The sequence below is a fragment of the Algoriphagus aquimarinus genome (genome assembly GCF_900112005.1).
GTDB lineage: Bacteria > Bacteroidota > Bacteroidia > Cytophagales > Cyclobacteriaceae > Algoriphagus > Algoriphagus aquimarinus.
Genome location: NZ_FOKK01000020.1, coordinates 51,767 through 69,630, shown reverse-complemented (window position 1 = coordinate 69,630; position 17,864 = coordinate 51,767). Strand labels below are relative to the sequence as shown.

12 protein-coding genes are annotated in these 17,864 nt (G+C 40.4%); 6 read left to right on the top strand and 6 right to left on the bottom strand.

Going from position 1 to position 17,864, the window contains the following annotated elements; translation table 11 throughout:
* The first annotated feature begins 4 nt into the window (after positions 1-4).
* Positions 5-1,168, top strand: coding sequence for a Gfo/Idh/MocA family protein (locus BM291_RS19165; RefSeq protein WP_092900653.1), 1,164 nt, complete (start codon positions 5-7; stop codon positions 1,166-1,168).
* A gap of 82 nt (positions 1,169-1,250) precedes the next feature.
* On the opposite strand, the gene BM291_RS19160 is transcribed toward BM291_RS19165, so the two are convergent.
* The gene (locus BM291_RS19160) at positions 1,251-2,156 is read right to left on the bottom strand and encodes a sugar phosphate isomerase/epimerase family protein (RefSeq protein WP_092900650.1); all 906 of its coding nucleotides are present in this window, start codon (positions 2,154-2,156) and stop codon (positions 1,251-1,253) included.
* A gap of 203 nt (positions 2,157-2,359) precedes the next feature.
* Here BM291_RS19160 and BM291_RS19155 point away from each other — a divergent pair, with 203 nt between their 5' ends.
* From BM291_RS19155 to BM291_RS19140, 4 genes are read left to right on the top strand one after another with little or no spacing between them, the layout of a single operon-like run.
* Positions 2,360-3,082, top strand: a complete 723-nt coding sequence (locus tag BM291_RS19155; protein WP_092900647.1) for a hypothetical protein — start codon at positions 2,360-2,362, stop codon at positions 3,080-3,082.
* Positions 3,079-5,817: a TonB-dependent receptor gene (locus tag BM291_RS19150; RefSeq protein WP_092900644.1), complete on the top strand. Its 2,739-nt coding sequence runs from the start codon at positions 3,079-3,081 to the stop codon at positions 5,815-5,817. Before BM291_RS19155 ends, BM291_RS19150 begins: the two co-directional genes overlap by 4 nt.
* Complete coding sequence (locus BM291_RS19145) at positions 5,817-6,971, top strand: DUF4249 domain-containing protein (protein ID WP_092900641.1); 1,155 nt, start codon at positions 5,817-5,819, stop codon at positions 6,969-6,971. Before BM291_RS19150 ends, BM291_RS19145 begins: the two co-directional genes overlap by 1 nt.
* A 7-nt stretch (positions 6,972-6,978) precedes the next feature.
* Positions 6,979-8,586 (top strand): hypothetical protein, encoded by a 1,608-nt coding sequence (locus tag BM291_RS19140; protein WP_139229144.1) that lies wholly within the window; start codon positions 6,979-6,981, stop codon positions 8,584-8,586.
* 12 nt (positions 8,587-8,598) lie between these two features.
* On the opposite strand, the gene BM291_RS19135 is transcribed toward BM291_RS19140, so the two are convergent.
* The 5 genes from BM291_RS19135 to tilS form a co-directional block, all read right to left on the bottom strand.
* Complete coding sequence (locus tag BM291_RS19135; RefSeq protein WP_092900634.1) at positions 8,599-10,254, bottom strand: mechanosensitive ion channel family protein; 1,656 nt, start codon at positions 10,252-10,254, stop codon at positions 8,599-8,601.
* Positions 10,255-10,322: 68 nt separating this feature from the next.
* Positions 10,323-13,028: a hypothetical protein gene (locus BM291_RS19130; protein WP_092900631.1), complete on the bottom strand. Its 2,706-nt coding sequence runs from the start codon at positions 13,026-13,028 to the stop codon at positions 10,323-10,325.
* Between the two features lie 100 nt (positions 13,029-13,128).
* Entirely contained in the window at positions 13,129-14,064 is a 936-nt protein-coding gene (gene mdh / locus BM291_RS19125; RefSeq protein ID WP_092900628.1) for a malate dehydrogenase, read from the bottom strand.
* A gap of 147 nt (positions 14,065-14,211) precedes the next feature.
* On the bottom strand, positions 14,212-14,727 hold the full coding sequence (locus BM291_RS19120; protein ID WP_092900625.1) for a Crp/Fnr family transcriptional regulator: 516 nt from the start codon (positions 14,725-14,727) through the stop codon (positions 14,212-14,214).
* Between the two features lie 3 nt (positions 14,728-14,730).
* On the bottom strand, positions 14,731-15,984 hold the full coding sequence (gene tilS, locus BM291_RS19115) for a tRNA lysidine(34) synthetase TilS (protein WP_245786918.1): 1,254 nt from the start codon (positions 15,982-15,984) through the stop codon (positions 14,731-14,733).
* Positions 15,985-16,098: 114 nt separating this feature from the next.
* Here tilS and BM291_RS19110 point away from each other — a divergent pair, with 114 nt between their 5' ends.
* Complete coding sequence (locus BM291_RS19110) at positions 16,099-17,739, top strand: OstA-like protein (RefSeq protein ID WP_092900619.1); 1,641 nt, start codon at positions 16,099-16,101, stop codon at positions 17,737-17,739.
* Positions 17,740-17,864 lie beyond the last annotated feature (125 nt).

Below are 17,864 nucleotides of genomic sequence, written 5' to 3'. Positions count from 1 at the left end.
GATAATGAAAGAAAAGAAACATATAAGAATAGGTCTGATCGGAACTGGTCTGATGGGCCGAATACATACCAACGGTTATAAAAGAGTACCGGATTTTTTTCCAGAGTACGAGTACGTTCCTGTTTTGCAGGCTTGCTGCTCTCGAAGAGAGGAAAAAGCTCAGGCATTCGCAGATCAGTGGGGCTATAAGTCTATAGAAACTGACTGGAGAGAATTACTGAAACGTGATGATATCGATGCAGTGGATATTTGTACACCAAATGACACACATGCTGAAATAGCTATTGCTGCAGCTGCGGCTGGCAAAATGATTCTTTGTGAGAAGCCATTGGCTAGATCTATCAAAGAAGCACAAGGAATGGTGGAAGCAGTGGAAAAAGCTGGAGTGAAAAACACCGTTTGGTATAACTACAGAAGAATACCAGCAGTGACTTTGGCGAAACAAATTGTAGCCTCAGGAAAATTGGGCAAGATTTTCCATTATCGAGCAAATTTCCTTCAGGATTGGACGATCAGTCCTGATTTGCCTCAAGGTGGAGACGCACTATGGAGACTGGATGCTGAGGCAGCTGGTTCAGGTGTGACTGGCGATTTGCTGGCTCATTGCATAGATACCGCGATGTGGCTGAATGGGGGCATCAAAGATGTCTCTGCCATGACTGAGACTTTCATTAAAGAGCGAGTACATCAGAGTACAGGTGAGAAGAAAAAGGTAACTATCGATGACGCTTGTCTATTCCATTGTCATTTTGAAAACGGTTCTTTAGGCTTATTTGAAGCAACTCGCTATGCTAGAGGGCACAAGGCACTTTATACGTTCGAGATCAACGGAGAGCATGCTTCCATTCGTTGGGACTTACATGATTTGACTCGTTTGGAGTATTTCGATCATGCAGATGAAAGCCAAGTTCGTGGTTGGAGATCCATACACGTGACTGACGGAGACCATCCTTACATGGATAGATGGTGGATTCCAGGTACTTCTATCGGTTATGAGCACTCATTTGTACATCAGGTGGCTGATTTCTTTAAAAGCTTAGAAACTGGTGAATCTTGTCATCCTACGTTCCGTGATGCATTTGAGACGCAGAAAGTTTGCGAAGCTGTAATCGACTCGGCAAATGAGAGAGCTTGGAAGGATACTGGAGTGGATTGGATAGAAAAGTAAATTCAATACAAAATATAGAAACAAAAACAGGAAGGTTATCCCTTCCTGTTTTTTCATTTTAGGCCAGTTTGTAATCTGGTTTTTAAAAGAATTGTTTCATTTTTTTAAGTCCGGTATTGGCGACTTCCTGCGCATCCTGAGCCCAGTAGGTTTCGTTGAAAAGCTCTAGGGACATAAATTTATGGCCGCCCATTGCTTTCAAAATAGCGGCGACTTCCTTCAAAGGTGCGATGCCATCGCCAGGGTATATTCTATCGCTGTCTTTTTGCTCTAGCCTTGGTTTTGTAGTGAAGTCATTCATGTGAAATACTTCAATAGCATTTCCATTGACCAGTTTCAATCCTTCAAATCCAGATCCGCCGCGGAATAAATGGTAGATATCAGGAAGAATTCTAGCGTCTGGGTCATTTGCCGCAGCAGCAGTTGCCAGCACTTGTCCCAAGTGATGGAATGGAGCGAAAGATCCCCAGAATTCCAACTGTGGCATCACACCGGTTTTTCTTCCTAATGCTATCAAACGTGCGTATTGCTCACCAGCAGCTAGTAGGTCAATTGGATCTGTAGCTCCTATGGCTGGTGCAGCCACGCGGGTACATCCGATCTCAGCGAGCATCTCCATTTCTTTCTCCATTTGCTCAAAACCAGCCTTGCTTTTTGCTACATCTTGAGCCATCCAAGGAGCAAATCCAATGGCGTTAACTGGGATTATCTTTGCGTCGCTAAATAGTTTTTTGAGTGAGGATAAAGATTTACCTGTTTTGAGGTAAGCTTCCATTTCCGTAATCCAGAGCTCAATTCCATCATAACCTGCTTTGGAAGCGATTTCGATGATTTGGGGTAAATCAAGTTTTTGTCCTCGAAGTGTGCTGGTATTCAGGGAGAATTGTATCGTTGCTTCCTTTTTCTTCGTCGTTGAGGCAAGAGCGGGTGTCAGAGGTAAAGCTGCAGCACCAAGTGCAATAGTTTTAAGTAAATTTCTTCTTTTCATGTGTTTATAATTTGTTATTTACCGGCCACATGGAATCTCGCATGTAATATACCCGCCCTTCTTTGTGACGATTGTGTGATGCTCGATTTCATCTTAGGTTTATTGAAAATTTAAGAGGCCTTCTCCATTCAAATACTGTAATTACCGTTCAGATTATTCCATAAAAAAGAGAGACTAATCTAGCCTAGTATAGTACCGAACATATGCTAAAAATAAACTTTTTCACACCTTTTATTCTGTTTTTTATTTGGACTGCAAGCTCCTTTGCTCAGTCACAGACTTATTTGTCTTTATATAAAGAGCAATTGCCGTATTTCCAGGAAATCATCACTGGAGGACAGTACAAGGAACCACCTTTAAATTATGAAGGGGATCCTTATTATCTAAACAGGAAGTTCGGTATAGGTAGCTTGTCTATAAATAAGATAACCTACACCGAGGTACCGCTTTTATATGATGAAAATGCGGATGCGGTCATTACGTTCCATCCGATTCACCGTCAGAAGATTCTGATAAAGCCTGAGAAAATTGAGGAAGTTCAACTAGAGGACGGAAGTGTATTTAGAAGGCTTCAGGGCAATGATTCCTACGGTCGTCATAAAAATGGATTTTATCGAGTGCTTCAAGATGGTGAAATCAAAGTCCTGATGAAGCATTACAAATATGTAGATCCAACGAAAGAAGTCGGGAAATTCACTCATAGATTTGTGGAGAGCACAGATTACTTTTATTGGCACAGCGGGGACTTTGTCCTTATAAGAAAGAAAAAGCAAGCTATTAAAAGTCTAGGATTGACTAAGAAAGAAGTGAATAAGTATATGAGAGATAAGTCAATCTATTTCTCCATGGAAAAAGAAAAATACATACTAGAGTTGGCTAGATTGAAGGATAGCAAAGTGGAAACTTTTAAAGGGTTTGTTGAATGAAAAGAATTCTACTACTGATTTTACTCGTTTCTTTTTTTGCAGAAATTAGCGCTCAAACCAATACAACCAAGCTTACTGGGCTGTATCTGGGAATGTCTTTCGAAAGGTTCGCTGAAAAGCTAGAATCAGAATCCGATTACAAATTTTATTTCAAAAAGACAGATGTAGAAAATCTGCAAGTCAATCTCCAAGCGAAGGATACGGATATTCGAATGGTGCTGGACCAAGTTTTTGCAGAATCTGGATTGAGTTATTCCATTGATGCATCCAAACGTGTGTGGGTGAGCAGAGGAAAAAGGATGCAGATTGATTTTCCTCAGGATTACTTTTTGGTTCAGGAAAAACAAGATGATAACCTCGCTAGAGCGGGAGATTCCTTGAGTGCTTTTGACAAGAATAAACGATTTGTGATTGGCAAGTCTTCAGATAACCCTCAATCTAAAACCGCAATCTTGAGTGGCGTAGTAACCAGTATAGAGTCTGGTAAACCCATGAATGGTGCGATAGTTTTGGAGAAAGTGAATTACTCCCAGATAGCTACTGATCAAAACGGTAATTATAAACTCACGCTTCCCAAAGGAAGACATACCATTTGGGTGCAAAATATTGGTGGGTTTCAAGAACAGCGTCAAATTGACCTGAAAGGGGATGGCGTGCTGAATATGAGTATTGAAGAGACGATACTTTCGCTGGATGAAGTGGTGGTAAGTTCTGGAGCATTGTCCAACTTGAATAAGCTTGATATGGGCGTGCAGTCTATCACGATAGCGGAAGTGAAGCGGCTGCCAGCAGTGATGGGAGAGGTGGATGTGCTCAAAGGCGTGTTGATCATGCCCGGTGTGAATACGGTAGGAGAAGCTACTTCTGGATTCAATGTGCGTGGTGGAGCTGCAGATCAGAATTTGATTTTGTATGGTAACTCTACCATTTTTAATCCTACGCATGCATTCGGCTTTTTCTCTGCTTTCAACTCAGATATGGTGAATGGAGTGGAACTGTACAAAGGCTCGATTCCTGTCAATTATGGAGGAAGACTTTCGTCCGTATTGCAGGTGGATCCTAAGTTTGGGAGAAAAGATAAAATAGGAGGCTCAGGCGGTATAGGGATCCTTACGAGTAGATTGAGCTTGGAAGGGCCAATCGGTGAGAAGACAATATTCACAGTAGGGGGAAGGACGACATACTCAGATTGGGCGTTAAACCTACTTGATGATGAGGCGGATTTGAATGGCAGTAAAATCACTTTTTATGACATCAATGCCAATATCCAGCATAATCTGAATGAGAAGAATACCTTAGAATTGACCACTTACTTCAGTAAGGATAATTTCCGATTTGATCCAGATACTTCCTATTCTTATCAGAATATGAATTTTGCACTTGGATGGAAGCATTTCTTCAATGACCAGTTAGAAGGAAGGTTTACTGTGGGAAGCGATAATTATCAATTTGGGATTATTGGCGAGGACAATCCTTTAAATTCCTTTGATTTCGGTTTTGATGTACAGCAGCTTTTCCTTCGTGCTGATTTTGAATACCGAAAGAATGAAAAGCATATCATGAAGTTTGGCGTGCATGGAATTCAATACACCTTGAATCCGGGAAGTAATAAGCCCTATGGGCCTGAGTCTATCGTAATAGAGAAGAACTTGGATGAGGAAAATGCGCGTGAGGTATCGGTGTATTTTGGTGATGAATTTACAGTGAGTGAGAAATTGTCGGTTAGTTACGGAGGTAGGTACATGTTGTACCAATTACTTGGGCCAATGTCAGTGAATCAATATGTGGATGGGGAGCCTATTACCGACAGCAATTTGATAGGAGAGCAGACTTTTGGGTCAGGGGAAACTGTACAAACGTATCACGGACCTGAGTTCCGTGCATCGGCTCGCTATACCTTAACTAACAAATCGTCGATAAAAGCTGGTTTCAACACCATGAGACAAAATATACATTTGCTGTCTAATACATCCTCTATTTCCCCTACGGACTCTTGGAAATTAAGCGATACGTATATTAAACCACAAACTGGTGGTCAGGCTTCTCTGGGGTATTATCGCAATCTGGCAAAAAACAAACTTGAGTTTTCTACAGAAGTGTATTATCGATATATGCGTAATCTTTTGGACTACCGTTCAGGTGCCAATATTATTCTTAATGAAAATATTGAGCAAGATGTATTGAACTCGGATGGGAAAGCTTACGGATTAGAATTGTTGCTGAAGAAAAGTACAGGAACTCTAAAAGGTTCTTTGGCTTATACTTACTCTAGGTCATTGATGAAAACTTCGGACGATCCAAGCATAGAAAAAATCAATAGTGGAGAGTTCTACTCCAGTAATTTTGATCAGCCACATCACTTGGTTCTTGTAGCTAATTATGAATTGAGCAAGCGAGTAAATACTTCTTTCAATTTGAATTACAGTACAGGCAGACCAATAACCTTACCTATATCTAAGTTTGATTATGCTGGCTCTGAGCGTGTTTACTTTTCTGAAAGAAATGCCTATAGAATTCCTGACTACTTCCGGATAGATTTCTCTGTGAATGTGGAAGGAAGTCATAAAATCAAGAAACTGGCTCACTCTTCCTGGTCGTTTGGTATATACAATCTGTTAGGAAGAAGCAATCCATACTCCGTGTATTATACTCCTGTGGAAGGTCAGCTCAAGGGCTATCAATTGTCCATTTTTGCTCGTCCTATTCCATTTATTACTTACAATTTCCGTTTCTGATGAATAGATTAGTCGTACTTATAGTTCTTTGCGTTGCACTAGTCTCAGGTTGTAGAGAGCCTTTTGAGCCAGATATTAAAGCCGCAGATCTTACTGTATTGGTGGTAGAAGGATATCTGGATACGGAAGGATTGCCTAGCCAATTAAGGCTGAGTTATACACGAAATATTCAATCTGATGATTCCTCACAGCCAAGTTATCCAAGTGCTGAGGTATACCTAGAGTCAGCTTCGGGTATGGATTATCCGCTGACTGATCTGGGGGGAGGAGTGTATGAATTCTCCTATGATATTCCAGAAAATGATAATTACACCTTGAGAATTATAGCTAATGACGGGAAGACCTATACTTCTGAATTGATTAAGCCTATTCTTACGCCAGAGATCATTGATGTAGGGTTTGAGAAAAATGAAAGTGGAGTAGAAGTATATCTGACTACCAAGGGAGATCAGAATGCAGATGATTTCTTGTGGACATATGAAGAGACCTATGCTTACCGACCAAGAATTTCCACATCATTTATCTATGATCCTGCTGTGGAGGATGTCGTTACTAGGAGTTTCGAACAGAGAACTAATATGTGTTACAGAGGTGGAGTAAGTGCCGATTTAATTTTGGAAACCTCTTCTAGGTTTGAAGATCAGTTTGTGTTCAGACAGTCGATTACACAAATACCACAAAATGATGAAAGACTATCTGTACGCTACAGTATCTTAATTTCACAGAAGGCTTTGGATAAAAAAGCTTCAGAATTTTGGGAGATTCTTCGTAAAAACACGAATGACCTCGGTTCTATTTTTAGTCCCTTGCCTTCAAACATTAGAGGCAATATCAAGAATGATCAAGACCCCACGCTACCAGTAGTTGGTTTTGTGAGTTTGGGGACTGTAAGGCAAGAAAGGTACTTTATCGATGTAAGAGAGGTAGTTCCGTGGAGGGCTGACGTTCCAGAATATTATGAATGTTATATAGAATCAGATACGGTATTAGTAGAGAAATATGGTCAAGCGTTTGCGAGTGGTAGTTTTGTGCCTGTAGTTCCAATAGTACTGGATGGTGCTTATACTCCAATAGGATATCAGGGAGCACCGAGACGCTGTACGGATTGTACACTGAGAGGAACAAATGTAAAACCTGATTTTTGGGTGGATTGATATGAAGATGCTACACAGATTAATTCCCGTCCTGATTGCTATCGTATGTTGTACTACGTTGGCTTTTGCCCAAACAAATGATTCCAACTTTGAAACGGTAGGTTTTTCGATTCCTAAAACCATCTATTTCGGTGGTGAACGAATATGGATTTCCAGCCATGCTACACAGAATGACCTTCCTGCGGAATCTAAGATTATCTATGCCGAGCTGGTAGATAGATACAATGAATCTGTGGCTATTGCCAAAATGCCTTTAGAGGAGGGAGAGGGTTTTAACTTTCTTCAGCTACCTACGAACCTGCCTTCAGATAATTATTTGTTGCGCGTATTTACTAGAATAAGTCCTTACCAAAATTTGGAAAAAGGAATTGCTCAGCGGTTTATTACTGTCTTCAATAGTAGAATCCCACCTACTGTTGTCGCGGAGCGAAAGAGCATCTCTTCAAGTCAAGAATCTAATAAGCTCGTTCTATCTCAAGACATAAATCAGCCTGGGACTAAATTGAAAATAGAGTTACCGAAAGGTGCGAAGATAAAAGAGATTAGTATAGCTGCCGAAAACCCATTTCTGAATGATCAGGGTATGTTATCGTCTGCTAATGTTTATGAATCTCTTGAAGCGCACAGCCTGGTCCCTGAGCTTTTCGGACATATAGTGGAAGCAAAAGTGGAGGCTGAAGCTGTAGATACTACGCGCCTATATTACCTTTCATTGCATGGAGAGAAATCTGCACTTTTTACAGATAGGCCAAATACTGACGGGAGAATGTTCTTTGATGCCGGTGGTATGAAAAACTGGAATTTTTTAATAGCTCAAAAAGATGGGAATGGCAGTTTGTTGGATTTTGAGATTGTGTCACCTGCTCCTAGTACACTTTTTAAGAAGAGTTTTGTCTTTCCAGAATTGGAGATAAGTCCTGCGGATGAGTTTCTACTGAAGGAGTTGCTTAAAGGCGGTCAAGTGGAAGGTTATTTTGTCCATGAATTTGATGCTACTTTATTTCCTGTAGTTACTGGTTTCGTGGAAGATCGAACGTATTTGTTGGATGATTACACCAGATTTGAAACGGTGGAAACGGTCATCAAAGAATATGTGCCAGAGGTATCTGTAAAGACTTCCAAGAAGATGAAGGAGTTTAGGACATTGAATGAAATTCGTTCTTACTCATTTGACACTAATCCACTTATGCTGGTGGATGCCATGCCTGTATTTGATTCCAATCAGCTCGCTGCTTTTAATCCAGATGGATTTGAGAAGCTCGAAGTATTAACCCGAACTTTTTACCTCAATGAAGAAGCATTTGAAGGTGTAATGAGTTTTGTTTCCTACAAGAATGATTTTGGAGGTTTTCCGATACCATCTAACGGGATTTATCTGGATTATCAAGGGATTTCACCTAGGATAGCTGCTGCCTCTGAATTGTTCACCAAACGAGGACAGGTAAGCAATGTTATGGATTGGCGTACCGTGCTTTATTGGTCAGCCGTTCCTGAGCTAGCTCCAGCAGGAAATTCGATTGAAATCACAGTGCCGGAGATTATTGGTAAATTCAAAATCACTGTGGAAACCGAAACGGGGGAAAGTATGAATAAAACTTTCGAAGTCAGAAAGTGATTAGCTTATACCTCAATCCATTTTCTTCTTTAGTTCGCCCTGCATAAACTCGTTCAATTTTGATTCATATCCACCAGTATATTCGGGGACAAGAGTCTTTTTCTCAGGGAATGATTCCATATGCAAAGTCTGAGTAGGGAAGGCAAATCGCACACCTAACGTGTTGGCAAGTTTAACTATCTGAATCAGAATCTCATGTCTACATCTCAGTTCTTCTCCCCAAGTAGGGACCTCGAAGAAAATGTAAAACATTACATCCTGACTGAAAGAAGATAGGTTATTAAAATAGACGTGAAAGCCATCTTTCCTGGTGTCCGGATGAGCTAATACAATTTCACGTAATCCTTTTACAAACTCATCAATTAGAGCAGGTGGCGTGTCGTAAGTAACCGTCAACGTGGTGTAAAATCTTCGGTATTGGCGCAGGCCATGATTATCAAGCACTGCATCGGCTATTTTTCCATTTGGCACATACATCAGGGAGTTTCTGAATGTCCTGATTCTAGTAGATCTAAAACCTACTTCTTCCACAGTACCGTCAATTTCTCCAGAAGTGATCCAATCACCAACCTGGAAAGGTTTATCAATGAAAATCATCACTGACCCAAAGAAGTTTTTGATCGTATCCTGTGCTGCTAAAGCGATGGCAACACCACCTATAGAAAGACCAGTCAGGAATGGGATAATATCTAGATTGAGGCCATCTCGGAGTATAAACAACGTACCCACTATGATCACAAATGCCTTGAGCGTTTTGCGCATCAAAGGCACCAGCTGATCATCCAAGGTAGATTCAGTCTTGGTAGCTAGTTTAGAGAAATAAGCTCCTACTACATCAGCCAATTTGTAGAAAATGATGGTAATCAGGAATGGCTTCAGTGTTCTTAGCACAATCAGAATCCATGACCAAATCTCTATAGGGAGCTGGAGAACTCGAATGAAAAGTGACAGTAATACTACGATCAAATAGAAACTGATCACGCGTGCTACTGGCAAAATATAGTCTTCGCCGACTTTGCCATAACCATACCTTTTAAATAGGTACAGCATTAATTTGTCTACAACCAAAGTGAAAATCCAATGGGAGAGGAATACAAGTAAGACCAGTATAAACAGGCCTACTAACTGCCAAAGGTGAAGCCCAAGATATTCTTGATTACCAATTTTTGGCAGGATATTCAAGAGTTTAGCGGTGCCATAAGGGTAAGTTTCCGAATGAAGCTCGTCTATTTGGCTGACGCTGAAAGCTGAATATTTCCAATTATCACCATTCTTTTGGAGAAAAATCCCAGGTAGTTTTTGTTTATCGAAATAGTAGATGCTCTCTCCAGAAGTGGAAGTAGTGTCGTTGTAGTTTTGTTCATTTGGGATCTCACTCGTGCGTACTATGATCCCTTTTCCTTCAAAAATCTGCTTAAGTTTGATGGCTAAACTCTGTCCTTTTTGATCCTTAACATCCGATAGGTCAAGTGCCTTTGCCGCATTTTCCGGATTATAATGTCCCTCTTCTAAGTTGTAGAAAAATGAAAGGGTGGTGTGATAAGGCGAGCTCAAGTTTACTGAATTGCCTACCTGATAAATGTCCTGATTGTCTGAAATCAGCTGGGCAAAAGAGTGAGTGCTAACCCATATAAGCAAGGATACTAGTAGGAGGTACTTTTTCAGCATTAGTTGAATTGGTGATTTTTTGCAAGTTAGCCAATCATCAGCCTAAGCCAAAGAAAATTCGGATATGCCTAATCTGCCAGTTGGAATACCGTAAGGGTAGAACCACTCACTGTTCTGATAAGATACTGTCCTAGGGAAGATTGATAGGTAATCTGGATAGGGCCAGTGCTTTCCAACGGCATGGTGGTCTGCAAGTTTCCTTTCATATCATATAAGTAGCAGAACTCTTGGTTAAGGTCCGTTACTGCGAATAATTGCCTGTCAGATCCAAAATCAAAATATTGATAGATCAGTTTTTCATCTGACACACGCGTACTGAAAAGTGGCTTTTCGCTTCGGTCGAGGACACTTACTTCATTAAACTGACGAGAAATAAAGACAAAGTCATTTTGCTTCTGATCAGGAACTAACAGGAATTCACTGTCTCGGTCATTTTTGATCAGTTGATTTCTATAACCGATTTCCCCGTTGAAATTAGAATGGATAACCTCGCCATTTTTTGTAATTCCTACGAGTTTGGTGGAGCGAGACTTTGGGTCACTCCATGCGATCAAGCTAGAAGCAAATGAATCTCCGAGTTTAACAGAAGAGCCCGATTGACTTTCCCCTCTTCGATTGAAAAGCTGCAGATTTCCATTTTCTGTTAAAGCGACCATGTAGTCACCTTTGCCTGGAACTCGGTAATGTGCAGGTGCTCCAATTGTTTTGGAGCCTATTCGATTTGGATCCCAGCCCTCTAGTTTTTCACCAGTTTTGTCTAGTAAGTACAAATTGCCCTCAGCGGTACTGATGAAATAACGGTAGTCTTTCGAGTTACTATAATCAACCAGATTTAGATGATTGATGTTTTCGTTATTTACTCCTAATGGATAGCCTGGTAAGGCGCTTCCAAGTCTATCTATTCCATATATTCTATCAGCCGTGGCCACCAAAATCTGAAGCTTTGAGTTCTTATAGTAATCAATTTGGAAAGCATCTGATACGATCGGTCCGGAAAGAGGTACTGAATACACCTCCTGTCCCGCAGAGTTGATCAAATGCAATACATTGTTTTGATCTTGAACGAGTAGGTCTTCGGTGTTGTCCTGATAATTAATAACAGACTTTGGTCCATAGATTAGCGGCTGATTAAAGGAGATTCTATTGCTAGGCTGCAATGAGATAGCATCAGTAGTCTCTATGGTTGGTTTGGATTGTCCATCATATGGGAAGCTCAAAGTCGCTTCAGTTCTATCTTGGATTTGATTGATTTTGAAGGAGACCCATGGAAAAGACTGGAATGCTTCGGAGTATTTTTGAAGGAAAGAACTCCAAGAAGGATTCGCTTTTTTAGTCCAAGTATCCCAAATGTGATCTGTCAAATACATGCGGCTGAAGCCTGAAGTTGGGCTCAAATCCTTTTTAGCTTCAGGGGCTCTGGATGATTTGCCCCAAGTGCTTCCAGAATTAATGTCAGCCAAAATCAGCTTCATGGCTTGCTGAGAATTGGTGAAAATCAGAATGTCATTCTCTGAAGTAATAAAGGTTTGTCCAAAGCCTGGGAATTTCCCTTCAAACAAATGTGCGGGAAAATCTTCTTCCGAAAAGTAAAGAATCTCGTGTCCTGAGTAGTAGTCTGAGCCTTCATCACTCTCACTTTCTTGAAATTCTTTGAGTTGCTGTATTGCAAGATCGATATCACGGGATCTAGAGAGAAGGGCGAGATTTTGATCTACACCGCCAGTATTTTCTAGATCAAGTAAATACAACTCTCCAGTGAAGCTGTCCAAGAAGCCTTTATCAAGAAGCTTACGTTGTATGTCTCCACTAAAAGTTGCTCTTGCTGTAAACGCTCTATTAGTGATTTTTTGCGTTTCGTAGATACTTTCTAAATTGATCTGAGTGAGTGCTAGAGTCCGATTGGAGATAACTTCTTCAAAAGCAGTGAGATTGGCTTGAATAGAAGGTGTGAAATTTATAGCCTCTTCATACAAGACTGGTCCTTTGAAAACCATTTGGTTTTCCTCCAGAATCAAGTCTAGTGCCACTACCCCAGGCATGATCTCTAAACCTGCAATTGCGGTGCTTTCTCGTTGGCCACTAATTCCTTTCAATAAGCTACCCAGTCCTTTACCAGAAAGTAGAAGCCTTCCCTGTGCGTCTGAATTGTATGGGATGGGCTTCACCAGTGAATAAAAGCTTTGCTGATCTTCATTTACAAAGAAGCGGATGGCTTCTTCCACTAGGAAAGAGGAAGAGGAGATGACAGCTAGATCTCCGAGCAAAGAAATACTCCAAAGTCTGTCGTTGTTGGAATCGTAATATTCCAGTACATCTTGATCAGAATATTTTCTAGGTTGAAATCTTGATCCTGCAGGGATACGTGACTTAATTTCCTCAATGAAATTGGTTGCAGTTGAAGGATTTAGATTTATGGTAAAAAGTAATTCGAAAGTTTCAATACCAGTAGAATGGAGACTGATAGTGGACTGCTGATTGTTCAGGGATTTGGCTATTTTTCCTGAACCACCGTTTAGACTATCCAAAGTAAAGAGCTGATCCGATAATCGTTGAAATGCTGGGAAAGTTTTTAAAATCTGCCAGATCGGATCATTGACGATAGAATTCCACTGTTCTGCGCCTTCATGAGTTTCAAATACAAAAACTGCATTTTGACTAATGACCTGTAAGCTATTGACTTGACGTGAAGAAAAGTATGATTTGTAGATCCAGAATCCACCCCCAGCTAGGAGAATGGTGATAAAAAGTATAAGTAGGCTTTTCCAGATCTTCACAGGCTCAAGGATGATTCAGACGGCATATTACAAAAATCAGACCTAAGAAACCCTCACAAAAGGAAGAGAATCTCAGGTCTGATGTATAAATGTTCTAGAATTACTTGCCTAGCTTGTTCAAAACTTCCATCACTTCTTTCACGTGACCTCTAGAAGTTTCAAGAAGTGCTTTTTCTTCAGCATTTAGATCTAGTTCCAATACTTTCTCAACACCGTTTTTGCCAAGAATAACTGGTACACCTAGGTAGCAATCGTCGATACCGTATTCGCCTTCTAGTTTGATACAAACTGGGAATACTCTTCTTTGATTTTTCAAGATCGCTTCTACCATTTGTGCAGCAGCAGCTCCTGGAGCATACCAAGCAGAAGTACCCATTAGCTTCACTAGTTCACCACCACCGAATTTCGTTCTTTCGATGATTGCGTCCAGTTTGTCTTTAGCTACCAATTCAGTTACAGGGATACCAGCTACTGTAGTGTAACGAGGAAGTGGAACCATCGTGTCACCATGACCTCCCATTAGGATCGCCTGGATTTCCTTTGGAGATACGTTCAATTCTTCAGCAAGGAAAGCTCTGTAACGTGCTGTATCCAAGATACCAGCCATACCGATTACTTTATTTCTAGAAATACCAGCAGTGATATGCGCTTGGTAAGTCATTACATCAAGAGGGTTAGAAACCACAATGATGATAGCATTTGGAGAATGCTTGATTACGTTTTCAGTCACAGACTTCACGATACCAGCGTTGGTTTCGATCAAGTCGTCACGAGTCATGCCTGGCTTACGAGGAAGGCCTGAAGTGATTACTACTACATCAGAATTAGCAGTTTTGCTATAATCGTTTGTGCTTCCAGTGGTGCGGCTATCGTATTGGTTGATAGGTGCCTTTTGGAAAATGTCAAGTGCTTTACCTTCAGCTACGCCTTCTTTGATGTCAATTAGTACAATTTCCTCAGCGATTTCGCGATATGCTAATACATCGGCACAGGTTGCGCCTACGTTACCAGCTCCTACTACGGTTACTTTGCTCATTAGATTTATAAATTTTTATATGAATATGTTGCGTTAAAAAGCGGCGCTAAGTTATTAAACAATGCCTAGGATTCGAAACAGAGCCCAGAATACTTTGGAAGTAATTAAGGTTTTTTGACAAAAGCGAAATTGGGTGTTTGAATGTTACTATTCAAACATTTGGCGGAGACTGAAGAACCCAAACGATTCCCTATAAGAGCGGAAAAGTCGCTGATTGTTCTGATTGTAGTATTCCGCTAAGGAAGTCATCATTTTTGCTTTAATCTTTGGGTTGCTGTCAAAAACCTCTTGAATAGCAAAGTGAGGGATTACGATTAATTCCGCCTCGTCCGAGACAATTAGCGCCGTGTAAGTTCTCTTGGAGTTTTCAAGCAGTGAGTTTTCTCCAAAAGCTTCCCCTCTCTTGACTTCTAGTATGGTTTCAAAATTGTCTTTAATATCTATAGTAAGGCAAATATCTCCGCTTTGGACTAGGTACAGAGCTTGGCTAGGATCCTTACTGAAGAATACCACCTCATCCTTCACATACTTTCGATGATGCATCGCTGGGATGAATCGAATCATTTCTTTATTTTTCAGGCGCTCAAAGAATTTGATTTGTCCAAGAAACTTGAACATTTTTTCTTCTGACTCTGTGTACGTTTTAGAAAATGGATTACGCATTTTTTATCGTTTTTTTAGATAAAGTAGTTTTCGGGTTGCTGCTGTTGATTTTGCCCAATCAGCAATTCTAAAACCTATAACCCAAGCTATCTGTCCTTCCGAAAGTAATACTTTCACAGCATGTTTTTTCACTACGGGTATTTTCAAATCTATTAAAAAGTCCGAGATTTTCTTGGCGTTCTTCATGCCAAGGGGGATAAATCGATCACCTTCTTGCCAAGTTCGGATTTCTAAAGGGAAATTAAGTCGTTCAAGATCGAGCATGGCATTTTGTCTAGTTTTATCCAGATCTTCTTTTCCGTCCAATTTTAGGATTTCATACCTGCCTTCGGGCAAAGTAAAGTCAATGTCATTTTCGGAAATTGTAATAGAATCAAAGTCTACCGGAGCTGGAGCGAGGATGAGCTGATTTCTGTCAAGATTGAGTAGATGGCTTGAGCTTTCGAATAGTTTGCCCGAATCACCAGATTGGCATGTTTCCAGAATATCCTGCGCCTGATCGGAATTGAAGCCGTAGGGGCGAAGCCAAAAGTAAACTAGTGAAGCTGCACCAGTGGTTCTCACAATATCAGCTAATTGAACAATATGAAGTCCGTCAACTTCTTTAACTTTTTCCTTTTTCCAATTGTCGAAAAGCGCTGTAAAAGCCTTTCCAGTGTCTTTTAACCTAGCGAAACTGTTGAGTAAATTTGACTTCGCATCCTCAGCTGTACCATAAAGGGCTGGTAAACTAATGTGACGAAGCTTATTACGTTTGTAATCAGTTTTTTCGTTAGAACTATCTTCTCTCCATTCGATCTGATTCGTGAGTACATAATCTAGAATTTCTTTTCGCCCAAAAGGTAGTAGGGGACGGATCAACCAGCCTCTGCGCTCAGCCATTCCATAAATACCTTCTATGCCAGTGCCTCGAAGTAGATTCAGAAAAATAGTCTCGATCTGATCGTCTTCATGATGGGCTAGAATAATTCCATCTAATTTTCGCTCTGTTCTTAATTTTTCAAACCACTCATAACGTATCTCTCTTGCTGCCATTTGCGTAGAGATATTTCGTTCTGATGCGAAAGAGTATGTATCAGCATGATGTACATGGAAAGTTTTCCCACAGGAATTCGCCCATTTTCTTAGAAATTCTTCGTCATCATCGCTGTCTTTTCCGCGTAATTGAAAATTAACATGAGCTATCTCAAAAGGGATTTCCGCTTTGGTAAGAAGATTGCCTAGGCACATACTGTCTATACCGCCGCTGCTTGCCAATAGGTAGGTTTTGGAGGGATCTAAAATTGTTTTGTTCCGGATATGCCGGATAAAAGCTTCAACCATTGACCAAAAATATCATTTTCTACTAATTTTGCCCACATTCGATCCAATATGAGATTTACAGCACTTACAAGTTTTATTATCCTTCTGGGCTTTTTGGGAATAGCGACACCTGCTTTTTCTCAGGAAAAATCTGTGTTAGAGATCAATAGCGCAGGCACTTTGCTTGGTTCCAAAAATTTTGAGCGCTTGCTTGGTGATGTAGAAATGAAGCATAAGAATACGTTGATTTATTGTGATTCGGCTCATTTTTTTAGAGCAGAAAATAAGGCTAGACTATTTGGGAATGTAAGGATAGTGGACGTGAAAGATCCTGTGCAGACGACCAGTACTTATGCCGAATACGATGGAAATACCCAATTCGCAAAGCTTAGAAATCATGTTGTTTTCACAAACCAAAAAACCACACTTACTACAGAGTACTTGGATTATGACCGTGCCGGAAACATTGCCTATTACTATAATGATGGAAAAGTAGTTGACTCGGTCAATGTGCTCACAAGCGAACAAGGTACCTACGAGGTGAATATTGAGAAGATTACATTCAAGAAGGATGTGGTGCTAGTCAACCCTGATTACACCATGAAAACCAACGACCTGGTTTACATGACTATCCCGAAGACTGCTGAAACAAAAGGTTTGACAAATCTGATTTCCAAAGATGGCAATACGCTTGATGCTCAAAATGGCAGTTTTTATAATACCCAGGCAAAAAAGTTTACTTTTTATGATGGGATTGTAGAAACTGAAACCAGTAGGATAAAAGCAAAGGAACTATATTATAGTGAGTTAGATGAGTACTATGAAGGGAAAGATGATGTAAGTGTGCTTAATAAGGAGCGGAAGGTTGAGGTCTTTGGAGACGTGGGAGAATATTGGGAAGGGCGAAAGTATAGTTTGGTGCACGGAAATGCATTAGTGAGAAAGTATTTTGAAAAAGACACCTTGTATATGGCTTCCGACACCTTGATTTCTCAGGATGGAGAGGCTGATTCCATGAAATACCTCCTGGCTTTTCGATCTGTAAAACTGGTGAAAACAGACTTGGCTGGGCTTGCGGATTCATTGGTTTATAATTACTCTGATTCCTCGATTCAGCTGTTCAAAGATCCTGTAATGTGGAATCAAAAAAGTCAGATTACAGCTGACAGTATGGTTTTTTACCTTGCCAATGAAGAGTTGGATAGGGTTTTCATGAAGGATAAAGTATTTGTGATCACGCAAGACACACTACTTAATTTTAATCAGATGAAGGGTCGAACCATGATGGGCTATTTTGTGGATGGTCAAATGGATAGGATTGATATCGATGGAAACGGGGAGTCGCTATATTTTGCTGTACAGGCAGACACACTGTCTCAAGGAATCAATAAGACGCTCAGTGCCAACATAAAGCTTAGGTTTAAAGATGGTGCTATACAACGTGTGACTTATGGGATAAAGCCCGACGGGAAGTTTACCCCTTTCCAATTAGTCAATAAGGATAACTCTAGGTTGGAAGGTTTTATTTGGAGATTTGAAGAACGGCCAGGGATGGAGCAGATAAATATTTGGAGAAAACCAGAAGAAATTGATCCGAATGCAAATAATTTGTTTAATGATCCGGAAATAGAATTGGTGTTGCCAACTGATGAAGAAATCCTAAAGTCACTAGAAAAACGTGGTTGGAAACCAGAAAAAAAAGCTACGTAGTCGTTTATCGTGCTTAGTGATAGTGCGTAACGTACTTGATGGAAAAAAATTTTAAAAGGGTTAACAGATTTTAACCGCATTTTTCTCAATTTCCATAGTCATTGGCTTAATTTTGTCCGTATATT